General features: G+C 69.1%; 12 protein-coding genes and 1 pseudogene. 10 read left to right on the top strand and 3 right to left on the bottom strand.

The window, feature by feature from the left end; translation table 11 throughout:
- The first annotated feature begins 90 nt into the window (after positions 1-90).
- The 7 genes from ABZ570_RS21775 to ABZ570_RS21745 are packed head-to-tail and all read left to right on the top strand — an operon-like array spanning position 91 to position 9,753.
- Entirely contained in the window at positions 91-1,119 is a 1,029-nt protein-coding gene (locus ABZ570_RS21775) for a Gfo/Idh/MocA family oxidoreductase (RefSeq protein ID WP_358066429.1), read from the top strand.
- Positions 1,116-1,934, top strand: coding sequence for a sugar phosphate isomerase/epimerase family protein (locus ABZ570_RS21770; RefSeq protein ID WP_358066426.1), 819 nt, complete (start codon positions 1,116-1,118; stop codon positions 1,932-1,934). The genes ABZ570_RS21775 and ABZ570_RS21770 overlap by 4 nt, the downstream gene beginning before the upstream one ends.
- On the top strand, positions 1,931-3,481 hold the full coding sequence (locus tag ABZ570_RS21765; protein WP_358066423.1) for a beta-N-acetylhexosaminidase: 1,551 nt from the start codon (positions 1,931-1,933) through the stop codon (positions 3,479-3,481). Before ABZ570_RS21770 ends, ABZ570_RS21765 begins: the two co-directional genes overlap by 4 nt.
- On the top strand, positions 3,462-4,505 hold the full coding sequence (locus ABZ570_RS21760; RefSeq protein WP_358066420.1) for an NAD-dependent epimerase/dehydratase family protein: 1,044 nt from the start codon (positions 3,462-3,464) through the stop codon (positions 4,503-4,505). The genes ABZ570_RS21765 and ABZ570_RS21760 overlap by 20 nt, the downstream gene beginning before the upstream one ends.
- Positions 4,505-5,563, top strand: coding sequence for a dihydrodipicolinate synthase family protein (locus ABZ570_RS21755; protein WP_358066417.1), 1,059 nt, complete (start codon positions 4,505-4,507; stop codon positions 5,561-5,563). The genes ABZ570_RS21760 and ABZ570_RS21755 overlap by 1 nt, the downstream gene beginning before the upstream one ends.
- Before the next feature lie 11 nt (positions 5,564-5,574).
- Complete coding sequence (locus ABZ570_RS21750) at positions 5,575-6,972, top strand: DNRLRE domain-containing protein (RefSeq protein ID WP_358066413.1); 1,398 nt, start codon at positions 5,575-5,577, stop codon at positions 6,970-6,972.
- Between the two features lie 21 nt (positions 6,973-6,993).
- On the top strand, positions 6,994-9,753 hold the full coding sequence (locus ABZ570_RS21745; RefSeq protein WP_358066410.1) for a DNRLRE domain-containing protein: 2,760 nt from the start codon (positions 6,994-6,996) through the stop codon (positions 9,751-9,753).
- Positions 9,754-9,914: 161 nt separating this feature from the next.
- Here ABZ570_RS21745 and ABZ570_RS21740 read toward each other — a convergent pair whose 3' ends face one another.
- Both ABZ570_RS21740 and ABZ570_RS21735 read right to left on the bottom strand, forming a co-directional pair.
- Positions 9,915-11,126 carry a hypothetical protein gene (locus ABZ570_RS21740; protein ID WP_358066407.1) on the bottom strand — a complete coding sequence of 404 codons (1,212 nt, stop codon included), beginning with the start codon at positions 11,124-11,126 and terminating at the stop codon, positions 9,915-9,917.
- Positions 11,127-11,371: 245 nt separating this feature from the next.
- Positions 11,372-12,165 (bottom strand): IS5 family transposase gene (locus ABZ570_RS21735; protein WP_358066465.1). Its coding sequence is split into 2 segments (ribosomal slippage): positions 11,372-11,832 and positions 11,832-12,165, totalling 795 coding nucleotides; the frame shifts between segments, so codons are not numbered across the junction.
- 898 nt (positions 12,166-13,063) lie between these two features.
- Between ABZ570_RS21735 and ABZ570_RS21730 the strand changes: the two are divergent.
- The 3 genes and pseudogenes from ABZ570_RS21730 to ABZ570_RS21720 all read left to right on the top strand — a co-directional run.
- A pseudogene (locus ABZ570_RS21730) lies at positions 13,064-13,255 on the top strand (hypothetical protein); the annotation flags it as partial.
- A gap of 104 nt (positions 13,256-13,359) precedes the next feature.
- A complete protein-coding gene (locus tag ABZ570_RS21725) occupies positions 13,360-14,313 on the top strand; it encodes a hypothetical protein (RefSeq protein WP_358066404.1) in 954 nt (317 codons plus the stop codon).
- Between the two features lie 715 nt (positions 14,314-15,028).
- Positions 15,029-15,787 carry a hypothetical protein gene (locus ABZ570_RS21720; RefSeq protein WP_358066401.1) on the top strand — a complete coding sequence of 253 codons (759 nt, stop codon included), beginning with the start codon at positions 15,029-15,031 and terminating at the stop codon, positions 15,785-15,787.
- Positions 15,788-16,902: 1,115 nt separating this feature from the next.
- Here the strand turns inward: ABZ570_RS21720 and ABZ570_RS21715 are convergent.
- On the bottom strand, positions 16,903-17,152 hold a 250-nt coding region (locus ABZ570_RS21715), incomplete at its 5' end, for a hypothetical protein (RefSeq protein WP_358066398.1).

Raw genomic sequence — 17,152 nt, 5'->3', positions numbered from 1 at the left:
CGCAGGGGAGAAACCGCCCCGAGCGGCCGGTCCACCCTGACCGCCTTCGTCCCTACCGACAACACCTGTCCTGACCGAAAGGAACGTGCAGTGACCGAAACATGGGGGAACCGACCATTCCGCGTCGGGGTGATCGGTGCGGGCAGCGTCGCCGCGCTGCACCTCGACGCCGCCGCCGACTTGCCCGAGGTCGAGGTCGCCGCGGTCTGCGACGTGCGGCTTTCGGCTGCCGAACAGCTCGCAGCCCGGTTCGGGGCCCGCGCGTACACCGACCACACCGCGATGTTCGCCGCCGGCGGCCTGGACGGCGTGCTGATCACCGCCCCGCACTCGCTGCACGCACCGATCACCGTGGACGCCGCCGCGGCCGGACTGCACGTCCTGGTGGAAAAGCCGATGGCCACCACCCTCGAGGACGGCCAGCGGATGATCGACGCCTGCGCGACCCACGGGGTACGGCTCGCCGTGGGGCACGTGCTGCACTTCCTGCCGAGCGTACGCGAGGCGTGGCGGATACTGCGGTCGGGCAGTCTCGGCCGGCCAGTGGTGATCACCGAGCGGCGGACCGCGCGGTACGAACGCGGGTCCCGGCCGGACTGGTTCTTCGACCCGGTACTCGCCGGCGGCGGCATCCTGATGAACGTCGGCACCCACAGCATCGACAAGGCCCAGTGGCTCGGCGGCGCAGCCGCCACCAGCGTCCACGGATACGTCTGGAACCAGCCGGGCGTGGAGGTCGAAACCGAGTCGGTCGGCCTGCTGAAGCTGGCAAACGGGGTACGGGTCGTGCTCTCGGTCACCGGCACCGGCCTGCCGTTCCACGACGAGACCGAGGTGGTCTGCGAGCACGGCGCGCTGCGGCTGTCCCGACGCGACGGCCTGTGGACCTACCGAGGGGACGAGGCGGTGCAGGTGGTCACGCCCGAGCAGGACGACATCGTGGCGGCCTTCCGGGAGCAGCTGGCCGACTTCGTCGCGAGCTGCCGCGACGGCCGCGCGCCGGCGGTCGACGCCGCGTACGGGCAGTCGGTCGTGGCCACCGCGCTCGCGCTGTACGCGTCGGCCGAACGCGCCGACTCCGCGCGGATCCCGGGTCTGAACACGGAGGTGGCGGCGTGAGCGGCATCGACACGGTACCCGCGTGGGCGGCGGGCCGGCTCGCGTTCAGCACCCTCGGCTGTTCCGCCGAGCCGGTGGAACAGGTGCTGGAGCTGGCCCGGCGTACCGGCTGCCACGGGGTGGAGCTTCGCTGCGCCGAGGGCGAGCCGGTCGCGCCCGACACCCCGACCGCGACGCTGCGCGAGATCGGGAAGCAGTTCGCGGACGCCGGCGTCGAGCCGATCTGCGTCGCCTCCTACGTGCGCATCGCGGCGCCGGACGGGGATCCGGTCACCGACCTGCTGCACCACGTCGAGATCGCCGAGCAACTCGGCGCCAGCTACGTGCGGGTCTTCGGCGGCCGGGACGGCCAGGCCGACCCGCATCCGGCCGCGGTGCAGCGACTCGGCGAGGTGGCCCGGAGGATCGAGGGCGGGCCGGTGACGGTCCTGCTGGAGACCCACGACGTGTTCTGCTCAGCGCGCGCCGTCGCGGCGGTGCTGGCCGAAGTCGGCTCGCCCGCGGTGGCAGCCCTCTGGGACGCGGTGAACCCGTGGCGGGTGGGGGAGAGCCCCCGCGAGGCGGCCGACGCGCTGGCACCGTGGCTGCGGCACGTGCAGCTCAAGGACGTCCACGCGACCGACGACCTGGCTCCGGTGCTGCCGGGGCACGGCACCGTCCCGCTGGGCCAGATCCTCACCGAGCTGGACCGCCTCGACTATCGGGCCTGGCTGTCCCTCGAGTGGGAAAGGGCCTGGTTCCCGGAGGCACCACCGCTGGACGAGGCGCTGGGCGCGTTCCGGGCGGTGCTCGCGGCGCACCAGGCGGCGGAATGACCTCCTTGATCCCGCATCCCGCAGCGGTCCGCCGCCATCCCGGTACGCTGCGGGTCACCGGGCCGGTGCCGGTCGCGGCCGCCCCAGAGGCCGAGGGGGTCGCCGACTGGCTCGCACAGGTGCCCGGGTTCACCCGCGCCGTGGTGCCCAACGCCCCGGTGCGCCTGGCCCTCGACGACCGCCTCGCACCGGAGGCCTACCGGCTCACCGTCGACGAGCGGGGTGTGGAGATCACCGGAGGCGCAACCGCCGGGGTGTTCTACGGCGCCCAGACACTGCGCCAGCTGATGCCGGACGGCGCGTCCGGCCAGACCGTCAGCCTCCCGTACCTCGAGGTTGCTGACGCCCCCCGGTTCGGCTGGCGCGGCGCGATGCTCGACGTGGCACGGCACTTCATGCCCAAGGAGTTCGTGCTGCGTTTCATCGATCTGCTCGCGCTGCACAAGCTCAACGTCCTGCACCTGCACCTCACCGACGACCAGGGCTGGCGGCTGGAGATTCCGCGCTACCCGCGGCTGACCGAGATCGGGGCGTGGCGCGCCGCCACCCTGATCGGACACGCCCGGCAGACCCCCCGCCGGTACGACGGGGTGCGGCACGGCGGCTACTACACGCAGCAGGACATCCGGGAAATCGTGACGTACGCCGCGACGCGGTTCGTCACCGTCGTGCCCGAGATCGAAGGCCCCGGACACTCGCAGGCGGCGATAGCGGCGTACCCGCAGCTCGGCAACACCCGCCGGCAGCTCGACGTCTGGACCGACTGGGGCATCAGCGAGCACGTGCTCGACATCTCCGAGACGACGCTCGAGTTCTACCGCGAAGTGCTCGACGAGGTGATGGCGCTCTTCCCCGGAAACTACCTGCACCTCGGCGGCGACGAGTGCCCCACCGGGCAGTGGCGGGCCAACCCGGCCGTCACGGCGCGCGTAGCAGAGCTGGGACTGCCCGACGAGCGGGCCCTGCTCGGCTGGCACGTGGGGCAGCTCGCCAGGCACGTCACGGCCCGCGGCCGCCGTCCCGTCTTCTGGTACGACACCGACACCGACACCGCACTGCGGGTGCCGAACGCGATCGCGATGCCGTGGCGGGGCGACGGCGCGGCCCGGGCGGCCCACCAGGACGGCCACGACGTGGTGCTCGCCTCCCACGAGCACCTCTACCTCGACTACTACCAGAGCCAGGACCGGGACACCGAACCGCTCGCGATCGGCGGCTACACACCGCTGGAGCGGGTGTACGAGTTCGACGCCGACCAGCCCGCCGGGGCGCTCGGCGCACAGTGCCAACTGTGGACCGAGTACATGCCACGGCCGCAGGACGTGGAGCGCATGGCCTTTCCCCGGCTCTGCGCGTTCAGCGAAACCGTCTGGTCCACCCCGCCCCGGCACTCCTACGCCAGCTTCCGCGGCCGGCTCAAGTCGCACCTGGCCCGCCTCGCCGCGGCGGGCGTCACGTACCAGCCGCTCGACGCTGTCCCGGCACCCCGCACCGCGCCACAGCCACCCCTGAAGGAGGTAGCGACCGATGCTCATTCACCCGGCTGACGCCCCGACCCGCACCGTGGCCGCCCTGCGGGACGCCCTCTCGACGCCCAGCCAGGAGGTGGTGGAAAGCCTCACGCGGGTGGACGGCGACCTCATGCTCCTCGGCGTCGCCGGAAAGCTGGGACCCGAGCTGGCCCTGATGGCGCGGCGCGCCCTGGACCGGGCAGGCCGGCAGGCCCGGGTCATCGGGGTGGCCCGCAATCCCGGACCCGAGCTGGTCGAGCGGTTGCGCGACGGGGGAGTGGAGCTGTTCCGCGCCGACCTGCTCGACGACGCGGCGCTCGCCGGCCTGCCGGACGTGGCGAACATCGTGTACCTGGCTGGCCGGAAGTTCGGCACCGACGGCGCCGAGCATCAGACCTGGGCGCTCAACACCTACCTTCCCGGCCGGGTCGCCGAGCGGTTCCGCGACTCGCGGATCGTCGCCTTCTCCACCGGCAACGTCTATCCCCTGGTGCCGGTGGTCAGCGGCGGCGCCGACGAGGCGACGCCACCGGGCCCGGTCGGCGAGTACGCACAGTCATGCCTAGGCCGCGAGCGGGTGTTCGAGCACTTTTCCCACCGGTATGGCATCCGGATGGCGATCGTACGGCTGAACTACGCGGTGGAACTGCGGTACGGAGTGCTGTTGGAGATCGCGCGTGCCGTGTACCGGGGCGAGCCCGTCGACCTGCGGATGGGCAACGTCAACGTGATCTGGCAGGGCGACGTCAACGCCGCCACCCTCCGGCTGTTCGAGCACTGCGCGGCGCCGCCGTTGGTGCTCAACCTGGCCGGCCCCGAGACCGCGTCCGTGCGCTGGATCGCGCAGAGGTTCGGCGAGCTGTTCGGGGTGCCCGCGACATTCACCGGAGCAGAGGAGACCACCGCGTTGCTCTCCAACGCCGCCCGGGCGAACGAGCTGTTCGGCTACCCCGGCGTTCCACTGCGCACGCTGATCGAGTGGACCGCCGAATGGGTGCTCGCCAGCGGCGAAACCCACGGCAAGGACACCCACTTCCAGGAGCGAGAGGGGCGTTTCTAATGTCGGCAGCACTACCGGTGGACGTCGGCGCGGCGCTGCGCGAGGGAGTCGTGATCCCGGCTCATCCGCTCGCGCTTGACGCCACGGGGCAGCTTGACCAGCGCCGACAGCGCGCGCTGAGCAGGTACTACCTGGAGGCCGGGGCGGGCGGTCTGGCGGTCGGAGTGCACACCACCCAGTTCGCGATCCGGGAGGCCGGGCTTCTTGAACCGGTGCTACGGATCGCCGTCGACACGGTGCGGGAGACGCCGCGCGACCGGCCGGTGGTGCTGGTCGCCGGGGTCTCCGGCACCACCGACCAGGCCGTCGCCGAGGCGAAGCTCGCCGCCGACCTCGGTTACCACCTCGCCATGGTGATCCTGCGAGGGTTGGCGGAGCTGACGGACGACGAACTCATCGCGCACATCGCGGCGGTCGGCGAGGTGCTCCCGGTCTTCGGCTTCTACCTCCAGCCCGCGGTCGGGGGTCGCACACTCGGGTACGACTTCTGGGCTCGGCTCGCCGAACTACCCTGCGTGGCGGCGATCAAGATCGCGCCGTTCGACCGGTACCGCACCCTCGACGTGGTCCGGGCGGTCTGCGAGTCCTCACGCGCGGAGGAAATCGCGCTCTACACCGGCAACGACGACAACATCCTCGTCGACCTGCTCACCACGTACCGCTTCCCGGTCAACGGCGGCCAGGTCAGCAAGCGAATCGTGGGCGGGTTGCTCGGCCAGTACGCCGTGTGGACCCGCCGCGCAGTCGAGCTGTTCGAGCAGGCCCGCGAAGCGGCACGGACCGGACAGCTCGACGAGGAACTTCTCACGACGGCCGCGAGGTTGACCGACGCCAACGCGGCCGTCTTCGACGTCGCCAACGGCTTCGCCGGCTGCGTCGCCGGTATCCATGAGGTGCTGCGGCGCCAGGGCCTGCTGGACAACGTACGGCTGCTCGACGAACAGGAGCGCCTCTCGCCCAGGCAGGCGGCGGAACTCGACCGCGTGATCCGGGCCTATCCCGACCTGCAGGACGACGCGTTTGTCGCCGAGCACCTGGACCGCTGGCTCGACACATAGCAGGAGCAGCCATGATCGTCCCCCACACCGCCCTGGCCGCCATGCTGGCGGTGGCGTCGGTGCCGCTGGCGCTGACACCCTCCGGGACACACCCGGCGCCGGCACCCACCGCCACAACGCCCCAGGGGTTTTTCGACGACTTCAGCTACGCCCACCCCGCGGACCCGGCGTTCGCCGCGTCCGGTTGGACGGCGCGCACCGGTGGCGGCGGTCCCGGAGTGTCGGGTGCCACCTGGAGCGCCGACAACGTCTCCATGGTGGGCTCCGGTGCCGACCGGGTGATGCGGCTCGCCGCCACCAGCCAGGGCACCGGCCAGACGACCACCCAGGCGTCGGTCGCCCAGGAGCAGCGGTTCTTCGAGGGCACCTACGCGACCCGAATCCGGTTCTCCGACGCCCCGCAGAGCGGACCGGACGGCGACCAGGTGGTCCAGACCTTCTACACCATCTCGCAGCTCAACTACCCCTTGGACCCGAACTACAGCGAACTCGAGTACGAATACCTCCCCAACGGGGGCCTCGGGTCGGCCGGCACCGCGCTGCAAATGGTGACCTGGGAGACGTATCAGGACAACCCGTGGGATCCCCGCGCGCTGAAAACCCTCCTGTCCCGCAGCCACGACGGATGGCACCTGCTCAAACTCGACGTGACCGGCGGCGAGGTGCGGTACTACATCGACGGCGTGCTGGTGGCCAGCCACCGCGGTGAATACACCCCCGAGGCGTTCATGTTCCTCAAGTACGCCGTGTGGTTCGCCAACGGCGGCCTAATCTCCTCGTCAACGAACCGCAGGTACTTCCTCGACGTCGACTGGGTCTACCACGCCCGGGACGCCTCGCTCACCACGACGGAGGTCGAATCCGCCGTCGCCGGGCTCCGCGCAGACGGCATCCCGCGCCGCGACACCCTGGTGCCGCGGACCGTGGTCGCCGCCGACGCACACGCGCGAAGCGGCACGCACGCCGACACGAACTTCGGGTCGGCCACCCGACTGGAGGTCAAGGACGCCCCCAACATCGCCGATCCCAACGTGAACCGGCTGACCTACCTGAAAGCCCGCCTTCCCGGCGGGCAGGCCACCACCGCCCGGCTCTGTCTACACGTCAGTTCGGTCGCCCCGGGGACCGGTCCGGTCCCGATCAGCGTCCGCGCGCTCACCGCCGACAACTGGTCCGAGCCGACGATCACATGGAACAACCGGCCCACCGCGGGCGCGACCCTGCTGGGCACGCTGCAGGTGACGGCACCCGGCTGGTACACGATCGACGTCACCAGCGCCGTGAACAGCAACCTCAACGACGGCCAGATCACCTTCCGACTCGCCGACGACTCGGTCACCGACCGGCTGGTGGTCATCGACTCCCGCGAGTACGGCGCAGGCACCGAGCCCTACCTCCTCATCTCCTGACCCCCTAGAAAGGAGCACCCCTTGTCCCTGACCCGAAGCAGATCCTGGCGCTCCCGGCTGGCGCTGTCCGCCGCCGTGCTGGCCGCACTGCTGCTACCGCCCGGTCAGCCCGCCTCCGCCGCCGGCCCCTCGGTCACCATCGACTCGCATACCAACGGCAACACCGTGCCCGCAGGGACGGTCCGCCTGTCCGGGACCTACACCGACGCGTACGAACTAAGCATCGTGCTCGACGGACGCAGCACACCCCCGGTACACACCGTGGACCCGGACGGCGACGACACCGGCACCTGGTACTACGACCTGGACACCACCGGCGTGGACGGTGAAATCGACATCGCGGTGCGCGCCAAGCGAACCGACACCCGGTACGGCGTCTGGTCCCCATTCGTCACACTGCAGGTGGACAACCCTGCCGCCAACGTCCCGATCGTGACGGTGACCAGTCCCGGGGACGGCGGCACGGTGCGGCACCCGACACCGGTCCGCGTCTCGGTCGCCGCGCGTAACGCCGTACGCGAGGTGTCAGTACGCGTCAACGGCGGGCCCTGGCTACAGGCGGCCGGGGCGAGAGGCACCTACACCTATCTGTGGGATCCCCGCGAACTGGGTGACGCCATGGCAAGCATCGAAGCCAGAGCCGTCGACGCGCACGGCAACACCGGCTACAGCCCGACCGTCTACGTCACGGTCGGCGCCGGCGCCGCCGAACCCGTACGAGTCGGCCCACAGGACCGGGCGATGTGGATCTGGGAGCGGGCATCGTACGGCCTGATCCTGAACCCGGGATCCCGCCGGCTGCTCTCGACCACGGCCCACGACGTCGACACCTTCGGCTCGCGACCGATCACTACGCTCTACCTCGGCGTGGACCGGTACGGCGACCTGGACATGCTCTACGACAAGCGCACCGAAGTACGGGACTTCGTGAGCTGGGCCCACGCGCAGGGCTTCACGGTGTACGCCACGATCGCCGGCGGCACCCAACCACCGTTCCTCGGCGGGCTGGAGCGCTACCACCCTCACGCGGTCCGAGAAATGGAAAAAATCCTCAACTACAACCTCGCCTCCCGACCGGGGGAACGGTTCGACGGGGTCAACGTCGACATCGAGCCCTACATCTACCCCGGATTCGCAGCCGAAAAGCCGGCCCTGCAACTGCAGTGGCTCAACGTCCTGGAGCAGATGATCCAGCGCAGGAACGCCGCCGGTTCGCCGCTGGCGTTCGGCCCGGCGATCCCGCGCTGGCTAGACGTCAACACCTGCTGCACCGGCATCACATGGAAGGGCGCCACCAAACCACTCAGCGAACACATCCAGGACATGACCGACTACATCTCGATCATGGACTACCGGGACACCGCGGACGGGTCGGTCGGCATCATCGCCCAGGCACAGTCCGAGATTACGTACGCCGAGGCGATCGGCAAGCCGAACTCGGTCGTCATCGGAGTGGAGACACTCGACATCGCCTGGAGCGGCGACCCGGAAACCATCACCTTCCGCGAGGAAGGACGCGCCGTCGCCGAGCGCGAGCTGCAGAAGGTGTACGAAGCCTTCGCCGACAGCCCGGCATTCGGCGGCATCGCGATGCACCACTACGACTCCATCCGCTGGCTGCCGTCGGTGTGGGGACCCAACGCCGTGTACACGCCGCTGCCGGCCGACACCGGCCCGCCCAGCGCGGTCAGCTCGCCACCGACGGCGAGCGCCTTCAACCACCAGAGCATCGACCTCGCCTACGGCCGCGCCTTCGACGACACCGAGGTAGAGCAGTACAACATCTACCGGTCCACCGACCCGCGCTTCACGCCCGACCCGAAAAACCTCGCCGCGCAGTCGCGCGGCCTGACCTTCACCGACTCCGGCCTGCTGCCGGACACCACCTACCACTACCGCATCGCCGCCGTGGACATCCACGGCAACGTCGGGCCGGCCTCGCCGCCTGTCTCCGCCACCACCGCCAGCACCGACCTGCGACCGCTTATCGTCTCCGAGCTGACAGTGACCGCCGCGGGCGGCCCAGCGACCGTGCGAATCCGCGTGACCGAGATGGTCACCGGGAAGCCGGTAACGGCGGCCATCCATGGCCGGTTCACCAAGATGGCGGGCCGCTACCTGACGATGAACGCGAACTCGGACGGCCAGGCATCCGGCGTCTCGGAGACAATCGACTCCCGCGCCGGCGAGGTGGGCTTCCAACCACTGCGAATCACCGCCCCCGGCTACTACTGGGCATCCGCCCACGACCAAGCCCGCAACGTCGAGACCAGGTGGCAGACCACAACCCAGGTGATCGCCGACACCTTCATACGCGCCGGTGCGTACGCGGACACCACCTACGGCTCGGCCAGCCAACTGGAGGTCGCTGACCTACCCAACGCGCAGAGCCCGGACGGCGACCGCATCGCCTACCTGAAGACCGGACTCGACGGCTATCGAGGCACTGCGACTGTCTCCGCCCGGCTGTACTTCCATGTCAGCTCAGTGACCCCGGGCAGTGGCGCCGTACCGGTAACGGTGCGGGCGCTGGCCGACGACTCATGGTCCGAGGGCGATGTGACCTGGAACAGCCGCCCGTCCAGCGCGGATAGCAGCGTACTCGGCACCGTCCGTGTGGAGCGCCCCGGCTGGTATTCGGTCGACGTCACCGGCGCGGTCAACGCCAACCTGGCCGACGGAGCCCTGACACTGCGGCTCTCCGACGACACGACTGCCGGGCGACCACTCACCGTGGACAGCCGAGAAAGCGACCAGCAACCGTACCTGATCATCTACTGACGTCGGTGGCTCTGGCGCCCGTCCCTCCCCAAACATCGATGGGCGCCAGAACCCCGCCGTGAGCTGAGCACTGCCAGCACGCGGAAGGACGCCACGAGGCGAGGGGTGAAGCGCACCAAGACCCTCCTGCAATCCGCTGTCCAGCCAACCCACTGTGTTTGTTACCCATCCAGGCCGGCGTAAGCGCGTAGCGCCTCGTGAGTCGTCGGCAGGCCGTGTTGGCGGAGCGGGCCTTGAGGCCCCGAAGAGCCGAACACATGCGGGTTATCGATGAGCCAGGCGACCACCGCCCGCTGCGCCGCCGTCAGTTCTCCGAAGCCGCGGCCGTGATCCGATTCCATCTGCGGAAACGCGTACCCCAGCACCACGTTGAAATGGTTGTGCCAGTTCGACGTGGGTTGCTCGGCGAGCACCGCCGCAACGAGGTCCGACCGCACCTCCTCGGCCACCGGCGCGGCGAAGACGTCGAGCACTTCGAGTGCCACGTTGCTGGGGCTCGCTCCCCAGATTGTCTGCCCGGTGTCCTGTTGGCGAATGGCCGCCCATCCGCGTAGCTCGGCTATTGCCGAATCCGGCACCTCTTCACCGGCCAGCTGCGCCCATGCCACAGCAGCCGCCCATCTCAAGTCGGGATCTGTACCCGCAAGGTTCCTGTCGAGCAGGTCCGCTACAGGCTGCGTCAACGCACCGCCGACCAGTCCTAACGCGATCAGCGCCGCTCCCACTATCTGCGCCGGACGCTGGTCGTCGGCGGCGATTTCGAGCAGGCGGGGGCGGATCGACGTCATCTCCTCCGAAAACCAGGCCAAGGCATGGATCGCTTCCCCGACCACCTCGGCGTCGGGGTCAGCCAGGCAGGTCAACAGCAGCGGGACGCCGGCCCGGACGGCATCGTACGCGGCGAGCGCGTGCCGGGTCTCGAGCGGGCGCCGCTCGGGCTTGGTGAGCGGAAGCGGCTGCCTCTGCCCTGTACTAACGACCTCGTACCAGTCCTTCATCGCTTGCGACCAGCGGCGCCAGGTCTCCTCGGGAACTTGGGCCACGTCGTTGCGGATTTCGGCGATGGGGAAGCCGCTGGCGGGTATGTCGTAAGGCGTGTAACCGACAGCGAGGCAGGAGAGCAGCTGAATGACTTCGTGCCGGGCGGGCGTGGCGGGGTCGGCCAGCATCTCCAGCAGGAACGGGACCGCGTATGCGCTGGCCTCGTAGCGGGTGCCCTGGTGGTAAATGTTGCCGTACAGCTCGTACATTGCCGCGCTGCGGACCTCGGCGACGGATGACCGCAGATCACGGATGAGGCCAGGCACATCCTCGGCACTTCCGTACGCGTGCGTCAACGACGCCCAGTCGATGCTGTCCAGATTAAGTCGCACCCGCCGAATTCTCCACGAGGTGAGCCCACCAAGGGGTACCCCTCGACGATCGATGCAGCCATCAGCCGCCGGATCGAAACAGACCACCGGCTGGTCGATACCCCCGGTTCGTGCGTACCGTCCGCCACTACCGCACCACCAGACCCGAGCCGGCGCCCGCACCATCACCGCCGCCGCGCCTACCCGACGACCTCCGCCACGCGCTGGACCACATCCACCACAGTCCCAGTGCGCACCAAGAGGTCCTAACAGAGTCGTACGACGTGTCGGTACGTGATGATGCAGGTTGCGAGGCCGAGGAAGGCTTCATGCATGTCGTCGCGGCGTTCCCAGCGGATGCGTAGCCGTCGCATGCCGTGGTACCAGGCGATCGTGCGCTCGACGACCCACCGGAACACACCCAGACCCGAGCCGTGGGGTTGACCGCGGCGGGCGATGCGCGGGCGGATGCCCTTGGCACGTACCGCCCGACGGTACTTGTCGTGGTCGTAGGCGCGGTCGCCGAAGACCTGATCCGGGCGCTGGCGGGGCCGACCGCGCCGCCCGCGTACGGGCGGGATCTTGTCGATCAGCGGGAGCAGTTCGGTGACGTCGTGGCGGTTGCCGCCGGTCAGCGACACGGCCAGGGGGATGCCGGCGCCCTCGGTCAGGACGTGGTGCTTCGAGCCCGGGCGGGCGCGGTCGACCGGGCTCGGGCCGCTTTTGGGCCACGTCGGGCGGCCCGCACGTGTGAGGAATCGATCACGGCGCGGGACCAGTCCAGCTTCCCGGCCGCCTGCAGTTCGGCCAGCAGCAGCTCGTGCAGCCGCTGCCACACCCCGGCCCGGTTCCATTCCTCCAACCGCCGCCAGCACGTCATCCCCGAGCCGAACCCGAGCTGTTGGGGCAGGAACTCCCACTGGATGCCCGTGTGCAGCACGAACAAGATCCCGCACAGCACCTGTCGGTCCGGGATCCGCTTGCGTCCCGGGTGCCGCGGGTTGCGCTCAGGTTTGGGCAGCAACGGCTCGATGCGCTGCCACAGCCCGTCCGGCACGATCCACGGCGGCTGCTCACCACGCCTCACGGCCCGACATCGTAGATCGCTCTCTATAAGGGACGCCAGGCCCAGAGATCATTTTGTTAGGAACTCTTACCTCCAGCGTTGGCTCCGGTCGACAGGTCAGGGCGTACCCGCCGGGCGACCATGCCAGCAAGGTCCACCTGCTCGGCCAAGCGCATCACCAGGACCAACCCGGCACACGACACCAAATTCGGATCATCAAACACCGCGTCCACGCCGCGTCGGCCATGCAACAATCGCACCTGACAGATGCCCTCTCGATCAGGCTGATGGAAGCTTCGAGAACTCCCATTTTCCCAGGTCAGAGGGGCATCTTCCTGCCTACCGCGCCGACGCAACCCGATGCCTATCGGTGGATCCAGGCTAAGGCGTGCCTGCGGCGGATCCGGAAGCACCTGCTGCTCATCGGCAGGCCCGCGGATGCTCATCCCAGGTCGCCGAAGTAGCCCTCCTCCTCGCCGAGCAGCAGCGGCACGTCCTACACCGACATGTCCGCCCGGACGCGCGCATACCGAACCCGATGACGCCAGCGCCCGTGCTCAAAAGCCACATCGGCGTCGATCTTCGCCACCACCGTCGGCTCCACCTGCACGTACGGCAGCGGCTCCGGCCGGTCCAACTGGTCGGACCAGAACTGCTTCCGCCTCTACGGCACACCCTGCGTCCACGAGCACGCCTGCATCCGCTGCCCGTTCCTCCGCCTGGACCCCGCCCAGACACCGCGCCTGGACACCATCGAAGCCAACACGAAAGATCGACTCACCGAGGCCCGCGGATGCCAATGGCTCGGCGAGGGTCGCCGCGCTCGAGGAGAGCCTGCGACACATCCGCAACAAGCGCGCCCAGCTCGAATCGACGAGCGGTCCAACCCGATATCGGGCCGCTGGGCCTGGTGCCGCTGCCGAGCAAGTGGCTGATCGAATTCTGCCCGCCGATCCCCACCGCGCATCTGACTGACTCGGCCGACGATCCACTGGTCGTGTTCAACCTCGCCGACCAGGTCCGGGAGACCATCCAGCAGACCCTGCACGAACTCCTGGAACGTCGGACCGACCCGTGGGCCCCTGACCCGGCGCGGCTTCCCTGGGCGTCCCGCGCCGCGGGACCATCCGGTCGGTATCGATGAGCTACGATATGTTGACCGGTCGGTCACAAGGGGGGGAGTGACGTATGGGGCGTCGACGGAGGATCACCTGGCGGTATCTCGCCGCCGCGCTGCTGGCGCTGACGATGGGAGCGGTCGTCCTGCCGGCGCCCGCGCAGGCGGTGGACTACCCCGGCGGGCGGCGCATCTACAGCGTCGCGCTCGGGGCCATCCCCGCCGCCGGCGCGCCCGCCACCGATCCGGTCTGGGTCCGGCTGGCGACCTACTACTTCTTCGGCAACGGCACGGTGACCGAGAGCTTCTGGTACTGGAACCGGGCCACCGCCGTCGGGGCCGCCGGCACGGGCGTCCGGACGACCGGCTGCACCGGCCACGACTGCGAGGTGCGCACGGCCGCCGGGTTCCAGCCCGGTGGCGTCGTGAAGTCCCTGAGCGGCACGTACACCAACTCCGGTGACAGCATCACCATCACCTGGAGCGGGGGCGTCCAGGAAACCTGGGCGGTCAGCCAGCCCGCCAGCGACCTGGCCCGGCTCGACTTCGTCAGCTCCAACTACGGGGTCACCGTCGGCTGGGGCTTCGGCAGTTCCGCCTCGAACGACGCGTACACGCCGGTCAGCAACATCCCGCTGGCCCAGTACACCGGCCGGTACGCCGGCTACAGCGGAAGCACCGGTGCCGCCGGCCCCAGCGGGATGGACCTCCGGTCGTTCGCCCGATGCAACGGGAACTGCCTGAGCTGGCTCAGCCCCCCGACCGCCACCTGTTCGTCCTGCCCGAACGGCGCGACCTCCGCCCCGATCCGCTACTACCTCGCGGGAGCGGGCCGGCGGAACTTCTACGAGCACTGGTGCACCTGCCTGACGTCGAGCACCTGCTACACCGGTGGTTCGCACCGCAAGCCGCAGCTCCAGGTGATCGGCGACACTGGGACGTTCCACGGGTGGGTCGGCGTGGAGGCGTCCAACTCCACGGCGAACACCGGCTACTTCGCGGTGCACTTCCACGTGAACGTCTGACCGGCCGGGGCACCGCCCGGCTCAGGTCAGTGCGCAGGCCAGGGTCTGCCAGGCGGTACGCCCGCTGGTGGACCACCAGAGCACGTCGCCCCGGCAGAACACCAGCCCCACCCCCTCGGCCACCGCCACGGTGCGCCGCCGGCTGAGGTCGTACAGCCGCAGTTGCGTGGCGACGCCGGTCCTCCGGATCGGTGTGCAGGTAGCCGTTCAGGCGTTGTCGTGCGCGAGCGACGAGGACAGGTTCGCTGCGCGCCGGGCTGGTCGAGCAGGGTCTTCGCCTTCTGCTCCAGGGCAGCGACGGCGTCAGCGCCGGCCACCCAGCCCACCGGCGGCTCAGCGGAGCCGACGAGCTGGACCAGCGCCGCCGCGAGCTTGGCGGGGCCGCCGCCCTGCAGGCCGTTCGTGCCTTTCCACGCGTCCACGGTCTGCTTGGTGCGCTCGGCGTAGCGGGTCGACTCCGGGGTGAGCAGGTCGGTGCGGCAAAAGCCGGGCTCGACGATCATGGTTCGGATCCCGAACGGCGCGACCTCCGGCGTCACGACTCCATCCAGCCTTCAAGGCCGAACTTCGCCGCCGCGTACGCCGAGGTGAACTCCGCGCCGACGAACCCGGCCACCGCTGGTGCCGCATGGCGGCGTGAGCGACGCTGGCGGCATCCGCGGCGCCGGTCTTGCGGGTGCCGCCGGTGTCCAGCAGTCGAGCTCGAGCGGCCAGGGTGAACTCAGACGTCGACGACGTGCTCGCCGGCGGCGGCCAGCAGTTGCGCGATGCCCCGCCCCAGCCCAGGGCGCCTTCGACAGCGAAGCGGCGTTGCGGCCAGCGGGCGGCCCAGTCGGTCAGCGTCTTGTATGCGGCGGCGGCGTTGGTGGTGATCCGCCTGGTCGACAGCAGGCGGCCGGTCTCGTCGAGGGCGACAGCGGTCAAGAGGGACTTGTGCGGGTCGATGTCGATCGTGACCACGGAGAGCCGGGTTCCTTCCGCCAAGCGAACGCGGATCACCGTGGCTGCGCCACCAGCGGCGATGCACACCAGCCCACCCGGAGCGGCAGATGAACAGGTTGCCCAACGTGTGGCACTCTGGCTGGGCTCCGAACCGCTGAGAGGACTCGCCATGACCGAAGGTGCGATCGAGGCCGTCAACGGCGGCGACGACGATGCCGATCGCAAAGCCGTCGAGCGTGAACACGCTGAGATGCAGGACTTCGCCGCCGGGCTGAGCCGAGACGAACTGCACTCGGGCAGTTGGTTCACCAAACTCGTCGTGCAGGCGGTGAGCTTGTACACCCAAAATGTCGACTGGCAGTACCTCCAGCGCAAGTACCCAGGCGCAACCGCGGACATAAAGGTCGACCAGCGGATCAAGATGGCAACCCGGTATGCCAGCCTGGCGGGCGGACTGTTCGCCAGCGCCTACTCAGTTGCGTTCCTCAAAGGCCTCAGTCCCGAATGGACCTCCTGCCGCTCCTGGTCATAGAGGCGGGCCGGGGACGTCTCTAGGGCCTCAACGTAGCTCGACAGCAAGTCCATCGCGAATTGCCGCAGGTGTGCCCCATCCTCGGGGGCGGTCCCGGGACTGGAGTCGCCACCACGATCTCGTTCGCCGGATCCTTGGGCATTTCCATCCCGACTTCTCACGCAGCGCGTCGTCATAGAGTTGATCCCCCAAAACACTTTCGCCCATCTAATTGCTGCCTCAAATCCCGTTGCCTCTTCGGTTAGGGAGAGACCCTTTCGCGCACCCCACATGGCGCGGATAGCGGAGTCCGCTTGCGAGCGAGTGGCAGGATCGTTTGGGTAGGGCTTGAGTAGGTCGATTGTGGCCGAACTGCTTCGAAAAGTGCCTGCTTGGACCGCGCTCCAGATTGGGAGGCATTTGATGATCGCCTCTCGATGACCATCGCGGATCGCCTCAGAGATTGCTCGTGCCAGCAAATCCACTTCAGCCTGACCTGGCGGCGAAAGGTCAAGATCCACTAGCCAAGGTGCTGGTCGCTCAGGGTACGAAGCTAGGGCCCTAGCGACGGACTGTGGCAGGAGTCCATACTCTGCGGCTCGGTCCTTGATGACGCGCTGGGCGTCGGGGACCTGCTCGACCAGCCGGTCAAGGCTTGTCAGCCTGCCGTCCAGGCCGTCAGCCAGAACCTTCGACTCCGCTCGTCCCGCAAGGTCGCGCTGGACCGCCCCCTGCCACTGAACGAACCTCACTGCCTCGGAAGATCCAAGTTCGGCTAGCGCGAGGACTGGCCACAGCAAATCCGGCAGATCGTCTCGCACCCAATCGCCAATGTGCAGTACGCCGGTCGCGGCGAGCGGCGAAAGGTATCGCCGCCCCTTCCGCACGTGACCAGAAAGAGGGCCGGAACTCTCGGTGCGTTGCTGGCGCGTCACGCGATCACAGTAGACCCAGCATGCGACGCCCGACCGAGCCTGCGACACCGAGGGCGATGCGATGCGACCACGTCTCGTGCCAGCACACCGGCCGGCTGCCGGCGATGTCGGGCTCCAGTTGATGCGTTACGGATCAGTGTCACTTGATCCGTAACACGTCCGGCTAGACCAAGTTCTCGATCGTGAGGGTAGCCGGGGCGGTCATGCCGACGGTGCCCACGGTTTGATCCAGGTGAGGAGCCGCTGGGTTCCGGTCCTGATCATTGGGTTGGGGTCGTGGATCAGCTGTGAGCAGAGGGTGATGAAGCGATCGGTTGGGTCGTCGGGCAGCAGGTGTTGTCCGAGGGCCGCGTAGAGGTGATCGAGTTGTTCGTCGTTGGCGCCGGCGACGGCTAGCTTGATCTTTAACCTGCTGGGCGGCGGCATCGACCCCGGCTGATCATGGGGACAG

Source organism: Micromonospora sp. NPDC007271 (genome assembly GCF_040634005.1).
In the GTDB taxonomy this organism is placed as follows: Bacteria; Actinomycetota; Actinomycetes; order Mycobacteriales; family Micromonosporaceae; genus Micromonospora.
This window is presented reverse-complemented; position numbering and strand designations above follow the sequence as displayed.